Source organism: Paraburkholderia sp. WS6 (assembly GCF_030464835.1).
Taxonomy (GTDB): Bacteria; Pseudomonadota; Gammaproteobacteria; order Burkholderiales; family Burkholderiaceae; genus Paraburkholderia; species Paraburkholderia madseniana.
This window is the reverse complement of the sequence record NZ_JALQCK010000080.1, coordinates 1-16,171: the sequence shown is the minus strand read 5'-3', so window position 1 is coordinate 16,171 and position 16,171 is coordinate 1. Positions and strand designations below refer to the sequence as shown.

Annotated in this window: 10 protein-coding genes and 2 pseudogenes; 6 read left to right on the top strand and 6 right to left on the bottom strand. The window is 55.9% G+C overall.

Annotation, left to right across the window (positions count from 1 at the left end; all coding sequences use genetic code 11):
- Positions 1-587: 587 nt before the first annotated feature.
- A complete protein-coding gene (locus M0D64_RS43790; protein ID WP_266262168.1) occupies positions 588-1,652 on the bottom strand; it encodes an acyltransferase in 1,065 nt (354 codons plus the stop codon).
- 437 nt (positions 1,653-2,089) lie between these two features.
- Between M0D64_RS43790 and M0D64_RS43785 the strand changes: the two are divergent.
- Positions 2,090-2,408: pseudogene (locus tag M0D64_RS43785) on the top strand (IS5/IS1182 family transposase); the annotation flags it as partial.
- Positions 2,409-2,448: 40 nt separating this feature from the next.
- On the opposite strand, the gene M0D64_RS43780 reads toward M0D64_RS43785, so the two are convergent.
- From M0D64_RS43780 to M0D64_RS43765, 4 genes are all read right to left on the bottom strand, one after another.
- Positions 2,449-3,642, bottom strand: coding sequence for an acyltransferase (locus tag M0D64_RS43780; protein WP_266262167.1), 1,194 nt, complete (start codon positions 3,640-3,642; stop codon positions 2,449-2,451).
- 144 nt (positions 3,643-3,786) lie between these two features.
- Complete coding sequence (locus tag M0D64_RS43775) at positions 3,787-4,893, bottom strand: acyltransferase (protein WP_266262166.1); 1,107 nt, start codon at positions 4,891-4,893, stop codon at positions 3,787-3,789.
- Complete coding sequence (locus M0D64_RS43770; protein WP_266262165.1) at positions 4,893-6,806, bottom strand: methyltransferase domain-containing protein; 1,914 nt, start codon at positions 6,804-6,806, stop codon at positions 4,893-4,895. The genes M0D64_RS43775 and M0D64_RS43770 overlap by 1 nt, the downstream gene beginning before the upstream one ends.
- On the bottom strand, positions 6,806-7,684 hold the full coding sequence (locus M0D64_RS43765) for a glycosyltransferase family 2 protein (RefSeq protein WP_266262164.1): 879 nt from the start codon (positions 7,682-7,684) through the stop codon (positions 6,806-6,808). The genes M0D64_RS43770 and M0D64_RS43765 overlap by 1 nt, the downstream gene beginning before the upstream one ends.
- Positions 7,685-8,351: 667 nt before the next feature.
- Here M0D64_RS43765 and M0D64_RS43760 point away from each other — a divergent pair.
- The 5 genes from M0D64_RS43760 to M0D64_RS43740 all read left to right on the top strand — a co-directional run bounded on the left by M0D64_RS43760 (position 8,352) and on the right by M0D64_RS43740 (position 14,521).
- Entirely contained in the window at positions 8,352-9,197 is an 846-nt protein-coding gene (locus tag M0D64_RS43760; RefSeq protein WP_266262170.1) for a glycosyltransferase family 2 protein, read from the top strand.
- Complete coding sequence (locus M0D64_RS43755) at positions 9,194-10,150, top strand: SDR family oxidoreductase (RefSeq protein WP_266262163.1); 957 nt, start codon at positions 9,194-9,196, stop codon at positions 10,148-10,150. Before M0D64_RS43760 ends, M0D64_RS43755 begins: the two co-directional genes overlap by 4 nt.
- 12 nt (positions 10,151-10,162) lie before the next feature.
- Complete coding sequence (locus M0D64_RS43750; protein ID WP_266262162.1) at positions 10,163-11,179, top strand: glycosyltransferase family 4 protein; 1,017 nt, start codon at positions 10,163-10,165, stop codon at positions 11,177-11,179.
- Positions 11,180-11,191: 12 nt separating this feature from the next.
- Entirely contained in the window at positions 11,192-13,069 is a 1,878-nt protein-coding gene (locus M0D64_RS43745; RefSeq protein WP_266262169.1) for a nucleoside-diphosphate sugar epimerase/dehydratase, read from the top strand.
- A 375-nt stretch (positions 13,070-13,444) separates the two neighbouring features.
- Positions 13,445-14,521, top strand: coding sequence for a class I SAM-dependent methyltransferase (locus M0D64_RS43740; protein WP_266262161.1), 1,077 nt, complete (start codon positions 13,445-13,447; stop codon positions 14,519-14,521).
- A 522-nt stretch (positions 14,522-15,043) separates the two neighbouring features.
- Here the strand turns inward: M0D64_RS43740 and M0D64_RS43735 are convergent.
- A pseudogene (locus M0D64_RS43735) lies at positions 15,044-16,139 on the bottom strand (glycosyltransferase).
- Positions 16,140-16,171 lie beyond the last annotated feature (32 nt).

The window sequence follows — 16,171 nt, the reverse complement described above, 5'->3', positions numbered from 1 at the left end:
TTACTTTGGTGTCTATCTCAGTCACCGCCTATAACGGCCGGCGCGAGCCGCTTACGAAGATTTCCCGAAACTGAACATTGCAGATAACTCGATCGATGCCATGTATGAGCCGTACATGGACACTCAAATCTGCCAAGGATTCGATGGAACTATCTTCGCGGCTGGTCACATGTGGCTGAACTGGCATGCGATACCGTTGAGTCAAGAGGACTTCCAGGTGCTTCCGAAGTCGATGCGAAAGTATCCGGACCCAGGCAAAAGATCGTAACTTCCCGGGAGATAGTTCCAAATCGGAAAGCATCGCTTTAACAGTTGGAGCGAAGAGAGCGCTTTCCAGGTCAGCGTTGATCTTGTACGGATCGACGTGCGAGTGGATCCAGTCTGGCTCAATCGAGTGCGGGTTAGGCAGCGATTTGATATGGATGTAGCTCAGGACGATATGTACGCAGCGAACGCGCGGGTCAGCGGGGAGGGCTGAAGCGCGCTTGCTATGCACACCATAAATTGCCCTAAAGGGACTAATCGTCAAGCATTGGAAAGAATCAACTCCGGCAAAGTTAGGTGAGTGTTGACGCCCAGTGAGGCGGTTAATTTGTGGTCGGCTGAGGCGTGCTTGGCACCGTCTTCCGGGCGATCGGCTTGAGGGCGAGCGCATGTTTTTCGACGAAATGCCAAGACAGTATCGCCAACACCATCGAGAAAACGAACGCAAGGCCAATAAGCGACCATTGTCCGGTTCGACCATACAGATGCTCAGCCAACACTTGCTCTACCGGGAACGCGTATAGATAAAGACCGTACGAAAAGTCTCCGTATCTGCCCGTATCTGGAAGCGGCAAGCTCTGCGATTCGCCGATGGTGATGATGACGTAAGCCAGCAGGAAGGCGGTCGCCGTAGCTATTGGAAATTGCGCGGCACCTATCGATAATCTCGACAATCCCGCATAAACTGCAACTGCGACAAGTGCAGCAATCATGTTCAGTGGGATCGTGCGCCGCACATGCCATATGACGGCACCCGCTGCAAAATATGCGGCCATCGCGGTACCGGATCGCAAATCCATAGCATAGAAGGTGAACTGGTGGTCGGCACGGAAAAGGACGAGGTAAACCGAGACCGACGCCAATATCGCAGCCAGCGCTCCGAAAGCTAGCACGCGCCACCGCGAAAGCAACAGGCCGATCACGGGCACCATCATGTAAGAGCAGAACTCGACGGGAAGGCTCCACAGCGATCCGTTGACCGCGTTGCGCAGCGGGTTCGACTCAAAGACTCCCGGCAGGAAGTACTGAATGGACAACCGAAGATTCGCGAGATAGTGATACGTGCGCGGATCGGCGAAGTAGGCGCGTGCGGGCAGATCGGACACGATCGGACCCAGCACGAATGCCGTAAGTAGCACCACAACAAAAAGCGCGGGAAACAGGCGCAGGGCACGCTTCGCGAAGAAGTTGTAAACTTGGGGTTCTCGCTCCCAACTTCCCGCGATCAGATAGCCGCTGATCGAGAAAAAAACAATTACGCCAAACGTAGAAATTGGCGTATCCAGCACCATTGGCGGGGTTTTTCCCATAAGGGCATAGCCATGGCCGATGACCACAAGAGAGGCCGCAAAAAGTCGCAGGAAATCGAAATTGTTACGGCGTTTCATCGGAGTCGGACTCACAAAAATCACGTGCGATTATATATCGGCTGGTCACGGTCCCTCGAATTTAGACGACCGAAAAATATCATGTCGGCCGCCGGATATGGCAACTGGCTCGGCTATATCTGGTATGTCTCACGCTATGATTTCAGTATAGCGATCTGCGGAGGTCCGGCGGCCTACCGCTGGGCCTTCACATTCAGCAGCTAGCCGTTCGAATATCGGCAACTAGACATAGGGCTTTGCCTGTTCGGCACGCTGAGAATCTAATCGAATTGCTTGACTAGTGGCACGTTGTACGTCCGCTCGATGCTTGTGTTCCATTCCGCTGATTCGCGAACAAAATCTGCGTAGCTTTTAGAGGCTGGAATCAGCGGAGGCGGTTCATATGAATGATTTTGCAGTTCTCGTTGTAGTGGGAAACGAACTGATCGATACGCTTAGTCAGCATTGTGGACCGCGGTTACAAAGGCGTCGCGCTTGACGGTGTCTAGATCTACCACCTCGGTTTGCGTCGTGGCATCACACGCATACGACGGGTGATGATCAGACGGTGCCGCGCAATCGAGTCGACCTTGCTCTCCAGAATGCAGACGGAAAACCGGACCTGAACTAGATCAAAGACGCCCTGGGCGACGCGATATACGGGGTGCTGTAGCACCGGCCACAACCTGCACATGATCCTCGTGAAGCTGCGTCTTTTTTGTTTTTGTTCTTATCGCTTGGCTCTACCGCTGTCTTGTCTGCCCACAAGCGGCATGACGTTCGGCGGCCGGCGAAATGAGTTGTTCAGAAAAGACTCCTAAGTAATACGATCAGGTGTCCCGTGCGATACTGCTTGCATCTTTGTCCGGGATTGCCTCCACCGGTCCGCAACGCGCGCACCATGCAGTCTCAGCGGAGTTTCGATGAGGCGGTAATTGAGCTCTGCTAGCACCAGCACCAAGGGAATTGCCGTAAGGACGAAGCGTAGGCTGTACGTGCCGTCTATCACGGCGCCGTGGGGCGCTAAATGCATCCATAATTCACGAGTGACCCGATATGTCGGGACGTGAATCAGATAGATTGCGTAGGAGCGCGATCCGACATAGACCATCGCCCGCTTTATCGCTCCGTCCGGCCAGGTATATCCCTTCCCGTAGCTTGCAATCCAGACCATCACGGCGGACACAAGAGCGAGCAAGCCGGTGTGAAATGGGATTCTGACAAGGGCTCCAGGGATCACCGATAGGACGGCACAAAATATGGCCAGTACGATCGCCGCTACCCATCCACGCGACAGTGCGCGCGGTTCGATACTATTGAAGAAATTGCTTTGTTGAAAGATTGCGATCAAGGCTCCGAGGGCGAGTGCATCCGTCCTGGTGAACCACAGGAATGAGAGTACCGGACGGTGGAGGAACAGTTGTGCTAGCACGATCGCGCACAGTGTGGGCACGACCGTCCGTCGGTTTGCGAAGAACAGCAAAATCGGCAGCAGAATGTATGACTGCTCCTCTAGCGACAGGCTCCAATAAACCTGATTCACGCCGCAAGTTATGCCCGGGATGGCATAGCACGACCAGATGTGAAAATTGGCAATCTGAGCGACGATTGATGCGCCGTCGATCAGATTTCCTTCCGGAGTGCCGAGATAGCCGGTTCGATTAAATGTGATGCTTAGCGCGAGCGGGACAAGAATCCATAGCCACGCGGACGGGAGGATGCGCCAGGCGCGCCTAATCCAGAACGGAATCGCGAAATCCCGGAATCTGCCGGATCGCGCATCCGATAACGAGCGCAACAGATTACCGGTGATGACGTAGCCAGATATACAGAAGAAAAGATCGACGCCGCCCCACAGGAAAAACGTGCGTTGGAAGGCATCAAACTTGTCGCTTCCCCAGAAAAACAAAATGTCGAGGTGAGAAACAAGTGTGCTCAGGATGGCGAATGAGCGCAGTACCTCGATATCGGCGTTTTTCTGATGCGACTGGCTCTCCTCTAAGAATTGCATGCAATGTCGGTAACGGCGAGCCGCTGCACTTTCCTGGCGGCGCAGATGGTCTGAGGGCAGCGTTCTAAGCGCGACGAAGCGAAATCGCCGCGTCTTCCGGCTCTATGCCCGGGGTACGTTATACGAGCCACGGCAAAATCGGAATCAACCAACGGCGCTCTTTTTTTGCGATGTGCTTTTCATGAAAGCACGGCGCCCGGGCTTAAGAGCAAGGAATTTCTTCTCGAGCAGGTGCCAGGATGCTGCGGCAAGGAGGAGCGTTGGGATGACCGAAAGACCGAAATTCAAGAATGGCTTACCTTGAGTATTGAAGTAAAAGGACACGGTTTGCTGGACTAGAAAGCCGTAGATGTAGACGCCATAGGAAAAATCACCAAGGCGTCCAGCCCACCCAAACAGCGCGGGCTTAGCAAGGGAGAACGACAGGATCGCATAGGGCAATACGACGTAAAGCCCGATCTCGTAAGCGACGCTGCTTGCGGGCACAACTGGCAGCAACAGCAATGCCAGCAATGCAACTTGCGTGTTGAATGCTTGTGGCTTAGCAGCGATCCGCCATGCGGCGCCGAGAAAAAAGTAAGGCGCCGCGTCCAAAGCCGAAACGATGCTTGTTCCGTAGAAAACAATCGGCTGCTGTGGCGTCGCCAAGCGAACCATGTACAAACTGAGCGCGCATATCACCAAGGATCCAATAAAAATGCGAATTCTCTCCCCCGTTCCCCAAAGCACTACTACCGGTGTCAAGAGGTACATGGCGAATTCGACCGGCAAGCTCCATAGAGAACCGTTGACGGCGTTCGGATACGTGATTTGTGTGAATACCCCCGGTAGCGCGTACGAAGGCTTCAGAATGATGTTCTGCAGGTAGCCACTCAACTGCGGCAACTTGAAATATTCGGCGAGAGGCAGAGTGGTTACAACCGGACCGAGAGCAAATGTGCTCAGTAAAATAACGACGACAAGGCCCGGAAATATGCGCAGACACCTGCGTGACAAGTACCGAAATGGGGAAGGATCTCGTCTCCAGCTCTCGATCACCAAATAACCACTGATGACAAAAAAAACCTTTACGGCGATCGTCTGTATGGAGTTACCAAATATCGCCAGGCTAGCCGTGCCGGTTAGGGGGAATGCATGGCCGTACAAAACGATCAGGGCTGCGATTAGCCGTATCGCATCGAAATTGTCTTTCGGATGGGAGAGGCCACTCGCGCGCGAGAGCTTGCTGTCAACTAGGGTTGAGTGTTGCATTAGTGTTCACGCTCGCGGGAAAAATTCATCGCACGTAATGCGGCCGTAATTCGCCATGACCTCGACGAGTAGATCTTCTCAATGGTTTCGTCCAATTCGGCAACATCCATATTCTGGCAATTGGCAAAAGAAACAGGCTTGCCCCCCTTCAGTCGGCCAAGCAGGCGCAATGGTCCCGTGAGCCGCCACGATGTGGAGTGGAGCAACTCGCTGACTTGCGACCGCTTGACCGTCTTTTGCAGTTCAAGACGGAGCTGGTCAAGCTCGCGCTGAAGGCCATCTGGCTGCAGTTGTATCTGGGCGGTAGTCTGACGCTCCAACTCATCGCGCTCTTCTAGGATGAGCCTGATTTCCCTCGCAGTGCCTGGCGGGAATAGCACCATGTCTCTGTCCATCTTTTGTAAGATGCGATGGTAGTTATCGCGCCACTCATGATCTGGGTGATCGGTGCGAGAAGAATGCTCGCTCCCCCACCATTGGTATACGGAGGTAATCGACGGACTACAAGCGACGCCGGCAATTGTAGCGACGCGCATAATGTAGTCCCAGTCCTCAGCAGTTGTGATGTCCTCATCGAACTTCACGTGAAGGTCATGAAAGACCCCTCGTGGAAATGCAACTCCCAAATTCGGGGTAAAGTTGCCAAGCAGATTGTCTAAGAATTTGAATTCTGACGGGTAGAGTTTTTCCAGTGGTCCAACGGCTCGGATACCTGTCCGCTTTAGCACTTCTACGTTGGTGACGTTCTGCCGTACCACTACGCTTCGCAGCAAGCGGCCGGGGTTGGTGGCGGCGAGCTTTTGGAATGTTTCGACCCAATGCGCCATCGGAATGTCGTCATCGTCCAAAGTCGAAATATATTCACCCTGCGCAGCTAAAAATCCCTCATTAAGGGGGCGAGTTCTACTCCCCGCATTGACTAAAATGAGGCGGATCTTCGCACGGAGCCATGCAGGCGTATCCTCGATGGCGCGCTCGACCGCAATTTGACGTTCTAAAGTCAGTTTATGCCCCATGATCAACACTTCGAAGTCACGGGACGATTGACCGGCTAGGCACGTGAATACTTCGACAAGGGACTGTATCCGCTTGCCTTGGGTGCGTGTAACGATCGAGAGGAAGGGGCGTTTCTCGGCACGCTCGTATGCGAATGGCGGCTTGGCTATTTTGGGGCCGGCGACGCAGATCCGGACAAACTGTTGAACATCGGCGTGGGCGTCTACGCCGCTACGCAGCGACGACATTAGCCTATGGAGCACCGTTGCTTGACTTAACGCTGGGTGAGTCTTGGGGAAATGCTGATCGCTCAATGCAGCGCGGACATCGTAACTGTCGGTCGAGTGTAGGCCTGCATGCCTTAACGCGCGCTCCAGATAGCTGTCGTTAAACAGGCGCACGTGGGTATGGTCGAGCAGACCGTCTTCAGTGTAATCCCACAATCCAAACGCTAATTTGAATCCGACATCACGATGAGCGACATTGGGCACACTTATTACGGTAAATGAGCTGTGTTGAGCCGCGAGGTCGGATAGCGCTTCCAGTACTTGTTGCCCCTCTTGTAAATGCTCTAGCGTGTCGAGCATCGAAATCGAGCCGACAATGCGCTCGCCAACCAGCTCACGAAAGGACTCGAGCAGATTGGGCTTTGAAAGATCGAGTTTGTGGGTTTCGTAGCCTCGCCCCGCCAACGATGCAAGGCCCGCACCTTCCAGATCTACTCCCACATAGGCGACACCTAACGCCTCGGTGAGAGGCTCGGCAATCCGTCCGTATCCACACCCAACATCGAGGTGAATCACCGCCTTTCCGTCGTACCTAACGCCGGAGACGTGACGCTTCAGCAGCTCCAGAGCATGCCCATATACGTTTGTATGCGCATAGGCGTTATCGTATGAGATGTTCGGGTTAAGCATCAGAGCGCGTACCTGTGTTTGCTATAAAAGTAGTCTTTAAAATATCCGATCTTATGATCCCCATCGACCTGAGCGGGAAGGAGACTGTTGTCTCGTCGCCGCTCAAACTCGGCAGCAGCACGCTTTTGATGTTCGTCTCCCACGTCTTCGAACTCCTGTCGGATCGTCTCGGCGATCTCCGGCCGGGACCACTTGTACGACAGGATCATCGCCGCCTCAGCTGAGTAGTAGCGCTCCGAGGAGGTGGGTTGCCAACCGGCGGACTCTGACAGGCGCTTGTCATGAAAGACGACTGCGGCGGGCTGGAAGATGACCTTGTAGCCCGCTAGGCGCACGCGCCATGAAAAATCGACATCGTCGCAGTACAGGAAGAACGAATCCGCATCAAAGCCGCTCAACTGCTCGAAAACAGCAAATGGAATCATCGCGCTGGCGGTCGCTGCCCAGCCAGTTTCGCCAGTAACTGGGTCGTACTCCTTCGGATGTTCGATAGGCAGTTGCTTGGCTTCGGTCATGCCCACGTCAGGTCTGCTGAAGGGATCTAGTAAAGTTTCAAGTAGTCTCGGAGAGGCCACCACGTCGGGGTTTTGTATTAGTAGAAAGTCCGAACTGCATTTGACTCCTAGCCGATTGTGCCCTCGTGCCGAGCCGAGATTCGCACCGAAGAACTCGTAACGAATCGTCACGGCATTTGCGTATTTTTCCCGAAGTGCTGCGAGTATTTCGTCACTTAAGCACGGCATCGGGGAGCAGTCGCCATACAGAACGATGACTTCGGTGCACACCCGTTCAAATAGCGCTAGCTCGGCCGATCGGGCGATACTTGCAAGGGCGCGCTCTACGGCATCGGCGTCGTTGTTGTACAGGATGGACTGCACCTGTATGGACACCGGTCGACCGCCAAAGACCCTACCTGTTTGATTCGAAAGCATATTGGTTGCGAAAGTTGACTTGATTGCGCGCCACGACGCAGCGGTAACCTTCCGCCGACTCGTAAATCAGGGCCCACTTATGCGGCGCGGTATGATGGGAGAGGCACGCGTCGACTGGCGCCATAGAACTTGGCGGCACGCGCCGCATTGACCCCCGTTCCTCATACTCGCCGGGGGCGAAACGGACGTGGCGATTATACGTCACGAGTCCCGGACAGGCAGCCATTTAGGGGGCGGCAGATGGGGCCATGCATCTGCTCGTCGGCGCGTTAGCTGAAACATTGTGGGTGGTGGGGCTATGTCGAGAATGTTGCACCGACGCTGACTCACAGCGTCCAAACCATCCAGAAAATGAGTCTGAGCTTTTGGTAGGTAGATTGCGGGTAATCCGTCCCTTCATGTCCGCGCTGACCGTGTTGCTGTGCGGGTTATTGACACATTAGGGGAGTTCGCAATTCGCTTCGTCAAACTCGGCGGAAATCAGCGGTTACTCCGTACCTGCTAGTAACAAAGCGCAAACAAAGTTGCTGAAAGCGGCAGTTTTGAGCAAACTGTGCGTTTGCTCGCCCCCTCGCACAACAGTGTCACCAATAAGACACGCGGGTTTATCCATATGAATTTTATAAGCGCGTCGGGCTCGGAAGCTGAGGGTTTGTCCGTCTCGGTCGTCATTTATCGGCCAGATCTTGCGCAATTAACAAGTACGCTCGGCAGTCTTGCCGGTGCATGCGAGGCGCTCAGCGCGGCAAGGCCGGAGCTTTCGGTCGAACTTTACCTTGTGGACAACGGTGGCCTCCCGGGCATGAGCACGATGCTTGATGAACTCCGCGCTCACAAAATCGCCTGCACAACTATTTCGGGGCATGGCAACGTCGGGTACGGCAGGGGCCACAACTTGGCAATCGAGCGGATTGCAAGCCGTTATCACCTCGTTCTTAATCCGGACATCGACCTCGATCGCGACGCGTTGGTTCGTGCGCTCGACTTTTTCGACGCTCACCCAGACGCTGGCTTGTTGACACCGTGGATTGGCGACGAGCAGGGGCGCCAGCAATACTTGTGCCGCCGTTATCCGACCTTGCTGGATCTCTTTGTGAGAGGATTTCTGCCCGTCAGTGTGCGTCGACTGTTTGCCGGTCGTCTTGCCCGTTACGAAATGCGTGACTTGATTAACGAGCGGGATGTCGTGTGGGACCCACCGATTGTGAGCGGTTGTTTCATGTTGTTTCGAATGAGTGTGCTCAAAAAACTGGCCGGCTTTGACAGTCGCTATTTCCTGTACTTCGAAGATTACGATCTGAGTCTACGGGCCCATGACGTCGCGCGTGTCGTGTACACGCCGGCCGTCCGCGTGTTGCACCACGGGGGCGGTGCCGCTCGAAAGGGTTCGGCGCATATCCGGATGTTTGCGTCCTCGGCTTGCAAATTTTTTCGCCGCTTTGGCTGGAAGTGGCTATGAACGAGATTATCGTGACCGGCGCCAATGGCTTTGTAGGACGCGTGCTGTGCCGTTTGCTTGTGCAGCGCGGGTATGGTGTCACGGGCCTCGTGCGGCATGCCAGCAACAGCGTAGCCGGCGTGCGCGAGTGGGTTGACAGCAGTGTTGATTTCGCTGGGATCGACGGCACCTGGCCTCAGGGACTCAAGCCCGACTGCGTCGTGCATCTGGCTGCGCGCGTTCATATGCTGAACGATGATGCGGCTGATCCCGAGGCAGCCTTTCATGCGACCAACGTCGAGGGAGCTTTGCGTGTCGCCGAGGCAGCGGTCCAGCGCGGCGCCCGGCGGTTCGTCTTCGTCAGCAGTGTCAAGGCAATCGCCGAAATCGATGCGGGCCGAGCACTGCGCGAGGACGATCCGCCGCTTCCGCAAGACCCCTATGGCCGCTCGAAACTCGAAGCGGAGAGGGCGCTTGTCCAATATGGTATCGAGACAGGGCTTGATGTCGTCATCGTCAGACCCCCTTTGGTCTATGGTCCGGAAGTCCGCGCCAATTTTTTGCGACTGTTGGACGCCATTTCAAAGGGTCTGCCGTTGCCGCTTGCAATGGCCTCCGCAAAACGCAGTCTCGTATACGTCGACAACCTCGCAGACGCACTGATGCACTGTGCGAGCGATCCCCGTGCGGCACACCAGTGTTTTCACGTTGCAGACGGTGGCGATCCTAGCGTCGCAGAACTAGTCGAAGCGCTCGGTAAGCATCTGCAAAAACCGGCGCGGCTGTTTCCGGTGCCAGTGAATTGGTTGCGGCTTGTGGGGCGGGTGACTGGTCGATCCGCTCAGATCGATCGGCTGGTCGGCGGCCTGCAGGTTGATACGAATCGAATTCACTCGGTGCTTGACTGGCAACCGCCTATTTCCACCGACGAGGGGCTGGCCGAAACCGCCCGCTGGTATCGATCCACGCATTGAGGGGCGCTGCTGATGTACCTTTCGACCTCCCCTACGTGGGTTGCCGTAATCTTGGTCGCGCTTGGCGCGACATGCGCATGCGCCGCCATCCTGTGGACGCTGCTCCGAAGCGGCATGGCATGGCGGCTTGCTACGGACATCCCGAATGACCGCTCGCTGCACGTCGCGCCGACGCCGCGCGTAGGCGGCTGGGGCATCGTACCTGTGGCCGTAGCGGCGACCTTGCTGCTGGCGCCGAGCCTTTGGTATGCCGCTCTCGGCACCGCCTTCCTGGCGGCGATTTCGCAAATCGACGACCGGCGCGGATTGCCAGCGAGGGTCAGATTTACCGCACATCTGATCGCCGTGATTGGACTAGTGGCACTTTTCCCCGCCGATGCCCCTTGGTGGGTCTTGGTAATTCTTGCCTTTTTGATGATATGGCTGGTTAATCTTTACAATTTTATGGACGGCGCGGACGGACTTGCGGGTGGTATGGCGCTGTTCGGCTTCGCCGGTTACGCAGCTGGTGCGCTGCTTAGCGATCACCCTTTGCCGGGATTGGCATGGTCAGCGACGGCGATCTCGGGTGCCGCCCTCGGCTTCCTGTTGTTCAATTTCCACCCAGCACGCATTTTTCTCGGTGACGCTGGATCGATCTCGCTGGGTTTTCTTGCTGGGGCGCTTGGTTACTGGGGTTGGCGAAGAGGAGTTTGGCCCGTCTGGTTCCCTATCCTCGTGTTCGCACCGTTCATCGCCGACGCCTCGATTACGCTTGCTCGCAGGCTGCTGCGCGGCGAAAAATTTTGGCAAGCGCACCGCGAGCACTACTATCAACGGATGGTGCGTTCCGGGATGGGGCACGCCAGGACAGCTTTGGCGTGGTATGTACTAATGGTAGCTGGCATAATGCTTGCAGTTTGTGCACTTGACCGCTCCGTGATTTTTCAGTCGTGTGTGCTGGCCGTTTGGATCGCCGTTCTCTGCACAGCAGGCGCTTTAGTTGATATGCGCTGGCGTCGTTTCCAATCAACACTGTCCGATAACTGAGGTATGACGCTGATGCTCAGAAACAAGGCCGCCTGGCTCTCTTTCAGCGCTTTCCTTTTCGACTTATGTGCGGTCGCCGCCGCCTGGCTGATCGCATACATCATTCGCTTCAACGGCTTGGTCCCGGAAGACTTCCGAATCGGGGCGATGCACTCGCTCTTCTGGGTTCTGCCGACTTACGGCGTCATGTTCCGTATCTTCGGCTTGTACCGCGGCATGTGGGTCTTTGCGAGCTTGCCGGATCTTGTACGAATATCGAAAGCAGTCGTCGCTGGGGCGCTTGTTGCCATGGTTGTTTCGGTGCTGGTCCAACCTATGCCGATCGTGCCGCGCTCGGTGCTGGTGGTGTCACCGCTATTCCTGTTTCTCGCGATGGGCGGATCACGCGCGCTGTACCGTGCAACCAAAGAGTTCTATCTTTACGGTGGGCTCGTTGCACAGGGTAAGCCGGTTGTCGTACTTGGTGCAGGCAACGCGGGCGCGAATCTCGCGCGTGAGTTATCGCGTTCGAGCGAATGGCGTCTCGTCGGCCTGCTCGACGACGACGTTTCCAAGCACGGGCGTGAGATATATGGCTACAAAGTACTCGGCTCGATAAGCGAATTGCCGCAATTGGCTGAGACGTTGAAGACCGAATACGCAATCATTGCAATTCCTTCCGCCACGGTGGATGTGCAGCGACGTGTAGCGACGCTATGTGTTCGCGCTGGCGTACGGGCGCTCGTGCTGCCTGCGCTCACCGACGTCACGCAAGGTGAGGCGGTTCTGTCTCGCGTGCGACAGATCGACCTCGAAGATTTGCTGGGCCGTGATCCGATCAATATCGATACGCCCCATGTAGAAGCACTGCTGCATGACAGGATTGTGATGGTCACCGGTGCAGGCGGGTCTATCGGTTCCGAACTGTGCCGCCAGATCTTGCGATTCCAGCCGGCTCAACTGATTGCTTACGACTTGTCGGAATTCGCGATCTATCGGCTCACTGAAGAATTGCACGAGCGTTTTCCAGGCGTGTCGGTAATTCCGGTCATCGGCGATGCCAAGGACTCACTCCTGCTCGATCAGGTGATGTCGCGTCACACGCCGCACATCGTATTTCATGCGGCGGCGTATAAACATGTCCCGCTGATGGAAGAGCAGAACGCGTGGCAGGCTGTGCGTAATAACGTGCTTGGCACCTATCGGGTGGGTCGCGCTGCGATTCGTCACGATGTGAAGCATTTTGTGCTGATCTCGACCGACAAGGCAGTCAATCCGACTAACGTCATGGGCGCTAGCAAGCGCTTGGCGGAAATGGCGTGTCAGGCCCTGCAGCAGACCAGTTCGCGCACGCAGTTCGAGACAGTTCGGTTCGGAAACGTACTCGGTAGCGCTGGCAGTGTCATTCCGAAGTTCCAGCAGCAGATTGCGAAGGGCGGCCCCGTCACGGTCACGCACCCCGAGATCACGCGCTTCTTCATGACTATTCCTGAGGCGTCGCAGCTCGTGCTGCAAGCTTCCAGCATGGGGCATGGCGGCGAGATTTTCATCCTCGACATGGGCGAGCCGGTGAAGATCGTCGACCTGGCTCGCGACCTGATTCGCTTGTACGGCTTCAGCGAGGAGCAGATTCGGATCGTGTTTACTGGTCTGCGGCCTGGCGAAAAGCTCTACGAAGAACTGCTGGCTTGCGACGAAACGACGACACGCACACCGCATCCTAAGTTGCGGACTGCGCGCGCGCGCGAAGTGTCGGATGATCTGTTGGACAAGTTGTTGCCGTGGCTTATGCAGCATCGCGTGTTAAACGACGACGAAGTACGCCGAGACCTGCGCCGCTGGGTGCCGGAATATCAACCAGCTACCGCGCCTGCATTGCGTAGTGTCGCACCGGCCACGCGGGTTTCCTAGAACTCGCGATGGCGATTCCAGTTGTTTTCAGGCATTAAAAAAGGTGCTCAATGAACTGCACCCCAAAAGTTGGACACCAATCCAACCTTTGGGGTGTTTTTCATGTGCGCCCAGCATGTGCGCACTCTTGTGGGTGCGAGTCCCACCGTAAGTTGACCACAGCGAACGAAGCGAAGCGCAACTGCGTGAAGGCGACTGAGCGTGGAGCGGAACTGCGAGCCGATGGACAAGAACTCGATAGAAGGCGCGTTCAAGCGGAGCGTTGCCGTCTGTGAGCCGCGGTGACCAGTTTCCGGTCCGCAGTTATCCGTTACACTCTCGCCGTGCTGGTTTTTTGTTAAAAGCAGCGAGCGCACCTCGGAGTTGTACGGAGAAATGATGCTGACAGACATGAAGGTTTCGTTGAAAAAAGTTGCTACCCGGCTTCCGCCGATCGCGCGTCTCTTAGATCAACGCGATACGCTGGTAGCCGCTCTGCGGAGCGCAACTAGCGAACGAGATGAGGCGGTGCTCGAGTATGCGAGAGCCGCGGCGGAGAGTGATCGAGCCACTAAGCAAGTTGCTATTTTGCAAGAGACGCTCGCGCAATACGACGCAAAATTGGTTCGGTTCGGAGAGGGTCCGCCATGGGCGCCCAACGGTCACTTCTATTCGCCGATCGCACCTCAGGAAGAGATAAAAAAAGATGCAGACCGCATCTTCGCGCCATGGCCACGAACCCTGCCGGGGATCGATCTAAGGGAAGACGAGCAGCTTCAATTCCTGGATGTTGTGCGCGGCTTCTATTCCGACCTTCCTTTTAAAGCCGAGAAGGTTGAAGGCTTGCGCTACAACTACGAGAATCAGGCCTACAGCTACTCGGACGGGATCATGCTGAACAGCATGCTTCGATACGCGAAACCGAAGCGGGTCGTCGAGGTAGGCTCCGGACACTCGTCGTGCATGACGTTAGATACAAGTGAGATTTGGCTAGATAACTCGGTCGAGTGCACTTTCATCGAGCCGTACCCAGATCTGCTGCATTCGCTTCTAAAGCCGGGTGATGAAGAGCGCATCTCGATTCTGCCAATCCGGGTTCAAGACGTCGATCTGTCGGTCTTCAAGGCACTAGAAGCGAACGATGTATTGTTTATTGATTCGACACACGTAAGCCGGGTCGGTAGCGACGTAAATCGATTGATCTTTGACGTTTTGCCGACGTTGACCAAGGGCGTCTATGTCCATATCCACGACATAGTTTACCCATTCGAATACTTTAGAGATTGGATCGAAGCCGGTCGCGCTTGGAACGAGGCGTATTTGCTCAGGGCGTTTCTTGAACACAACAGCGATTTTGAGATCGTGATGTTCAACACCTTCATGGAGCACTTCCATGAGGATTATTTCGCCGAACATCTCCCGCTTTGCCTGCTGAATCGCGGGGGAAGCATTTGGCTGCGCAAAAAGGCTTAGGTAGATACTGAGCAGATGTGATGAGCACTGGGCCGCCTTCGGGCGGCTTTTCATTTTGCGACGAACAAAATGAAAAGACCCCGCGCGCCTCTCGGCACATGGGGTCTTTGGCTCCCGGCAACAGAATAGACCTGCTGCCTACAACCGAGCCAGATTCTATCAAATAACTGACCGGCCGCCTCTGAACTGCACCCCCAAAAGTTGGGCACCCGTCCAACGATTTGGGGTGTTTTTTCATGAGCAAGTACAGTGCGCAGTTCAAGCATTCGGTTGTCAAAGACTAACCGGGCGCTATGCGCGCTTGGAGCCAAACCGGCAGTCGCGCAGCAGGTGGCGGCCAGCAGCTTTCGATGGTGGCGCAACAACGGCAAACTCCTGAACAGCGTACTCACGCTAACCTGGTTCGATCAACTGGGCTCCCCCGACGGTCATAACCTCAACCTCCCGAACCGCCCGGTGCGACCTCGTATGCCGGGAGGTGTGGCAGAGGTACGGCCTCTTGGACGTCCCCTATGCCGATTACTACTTCCCCTTCCTCACCACCATCCACCTAGGCGACTTGAACCGCACAATACTCACGTACAGCCAAACATAGGTCACGGCAAACACCACCACAAAACAGAACAGATGCAAAGTATGCCGCCAGAACAACGTCGCCGGCACAACTGCGATCAGACACAGCAACCAAAGATACGGCGACGTCAGCGAGTTCCGCCGCGTCAATTCCCGCGCCGTTCTAGCCCCCACCGCCCAGCGCATCAACCGCTTATAAACCAGCATATGCAGATGCACGCCGTCGGGAATCCCAGGCGACATCCCGCGAATGAACTTCTTCCGGTAGATCGAGAAGCAGGTCTCGAAGATCGGGTACATGAAAAGCAGCACCGGATACCACGCCGACACATCGCGATTGCGCATCACCAGCATGATCGACAGCTCGGCGAGCATGAAGCCGATGAAATACGCGCCACCGTCCCCAAGAAAAATCAGCCCCGCCGGAAAATTCCAGATGAAGAAGCCGAGCACCGCGCCCATCATCATGAACGACGCCGACAGCACGATCGGATCCGACACCTGGAACGCCACATAAGCGAGCGAAGCGAACATCATGAACGCGACCATCGACGCGAGGCCATTGAAGCCGTCGATGATATTGATCGCGTTGGCGAGCGCCGCGACGGCCAGCACGGTGACCGCGCAGGAGATCACCGCATACGAGAGCAGAAAGTCGAGCGGCGGCACGCTGATGCGCGTGACAGCGATATCCAGCAGGAAATAGGCGAGGGCGGCGGCAGCCATGGTGCAGACGAGCCGCGCGAGCGGCGACACGCGCTTGGTCAGATCTTCAACTAATCCCGAGCCGAACGCCGGCATGCCGCACGCGATCAGCCCCAGAATGCCTCCCGACACCGCGGGATACGCATGATGCAACTGCACGGCGGACACGATCAACCCGACCAGAATCCCAACACCGCCGATACGTGGCACCGGGCACATGGAATTTCTGCACGCCGGCCAGATCGGTATCGGTGGAGAATTTTTCATGCAGATGCGCATAGCGCACGATCAACAGCGTGATCAGCAGTGAAACGAGAAAGCCGAGCGCAAAACTAAGCATGAAAGTGGGCCTGAGCGAAGACGCCGAATTAT

Excerpts from the sequence above, each read along its gene's own strand:
- M0D64_RS43790 (WP_266262168.1), bottom strand. The coding sequence starts at position 1,652 with ATGAAACGCCGTAACAATTTCGATTTCCTGCGACTTTTTGCGGCCTCT.
- M0D64_RS43780 (WP_266262167.1), bottom strand. The coding sequence starts at position 3,642 with ATGCAATTCTTAGAGGAGAGCCAGTCGCATCAGAAAAACGCCGATATC.
- M0D64_RS43775 (WP_266262166.1), bottom strand. The coding sequence starts at position 4,893 with ATGCAACACTCAACCCTAGTTGACAGCAAGCTCTCGCGCGCGAGTGGC.
- M0D64_RS43770 (WP_266262165.1), bottom strand. The coding sequence starts at position 6,806 with ATGCTTAACCCGAACATCTCATACGATAACGCCTATGCGCATACAAAC.
- M0D64_RS43760 (WP_266262170.1), top strand. The coding sequence starts at position 8,352 with ATGAATTTTATAAGCGCGTCGGGCTCGGAAGCTGAGGGTTTGTCCGTC.
- M0D64_RS43755 (WP_266262163.1), top strand. The coding sequence starts at position 9,194 with ATGAACGAGATTATCGTGACCGGCGCCAATGGCTTTGTAGGACGCGTG.
- M0D64_RS43750 (WP_266262162.1), top strand. The coding sequence starts at position 10,163 with ATGTACCTTTCGACCTCCCCTACGTGGGTTGCCGTAATCTTGGTCGCG.
- M0D64_RS43745 (WP_266262169.1), top strand. The coding sequence starts at position 11,192 with ATGCTCAGAAACAAGGCCGCCTGGCTCTCTTTCAGCGCTTTCCTTTTC.
- M0D64_RS43740 (WP_266262161.1), top strand. The coding sequence starts at position 13,445 with ATGATGCTGACAGACATGAAGGTTTCGTTGAAAAAAGTTGCTACCCGG.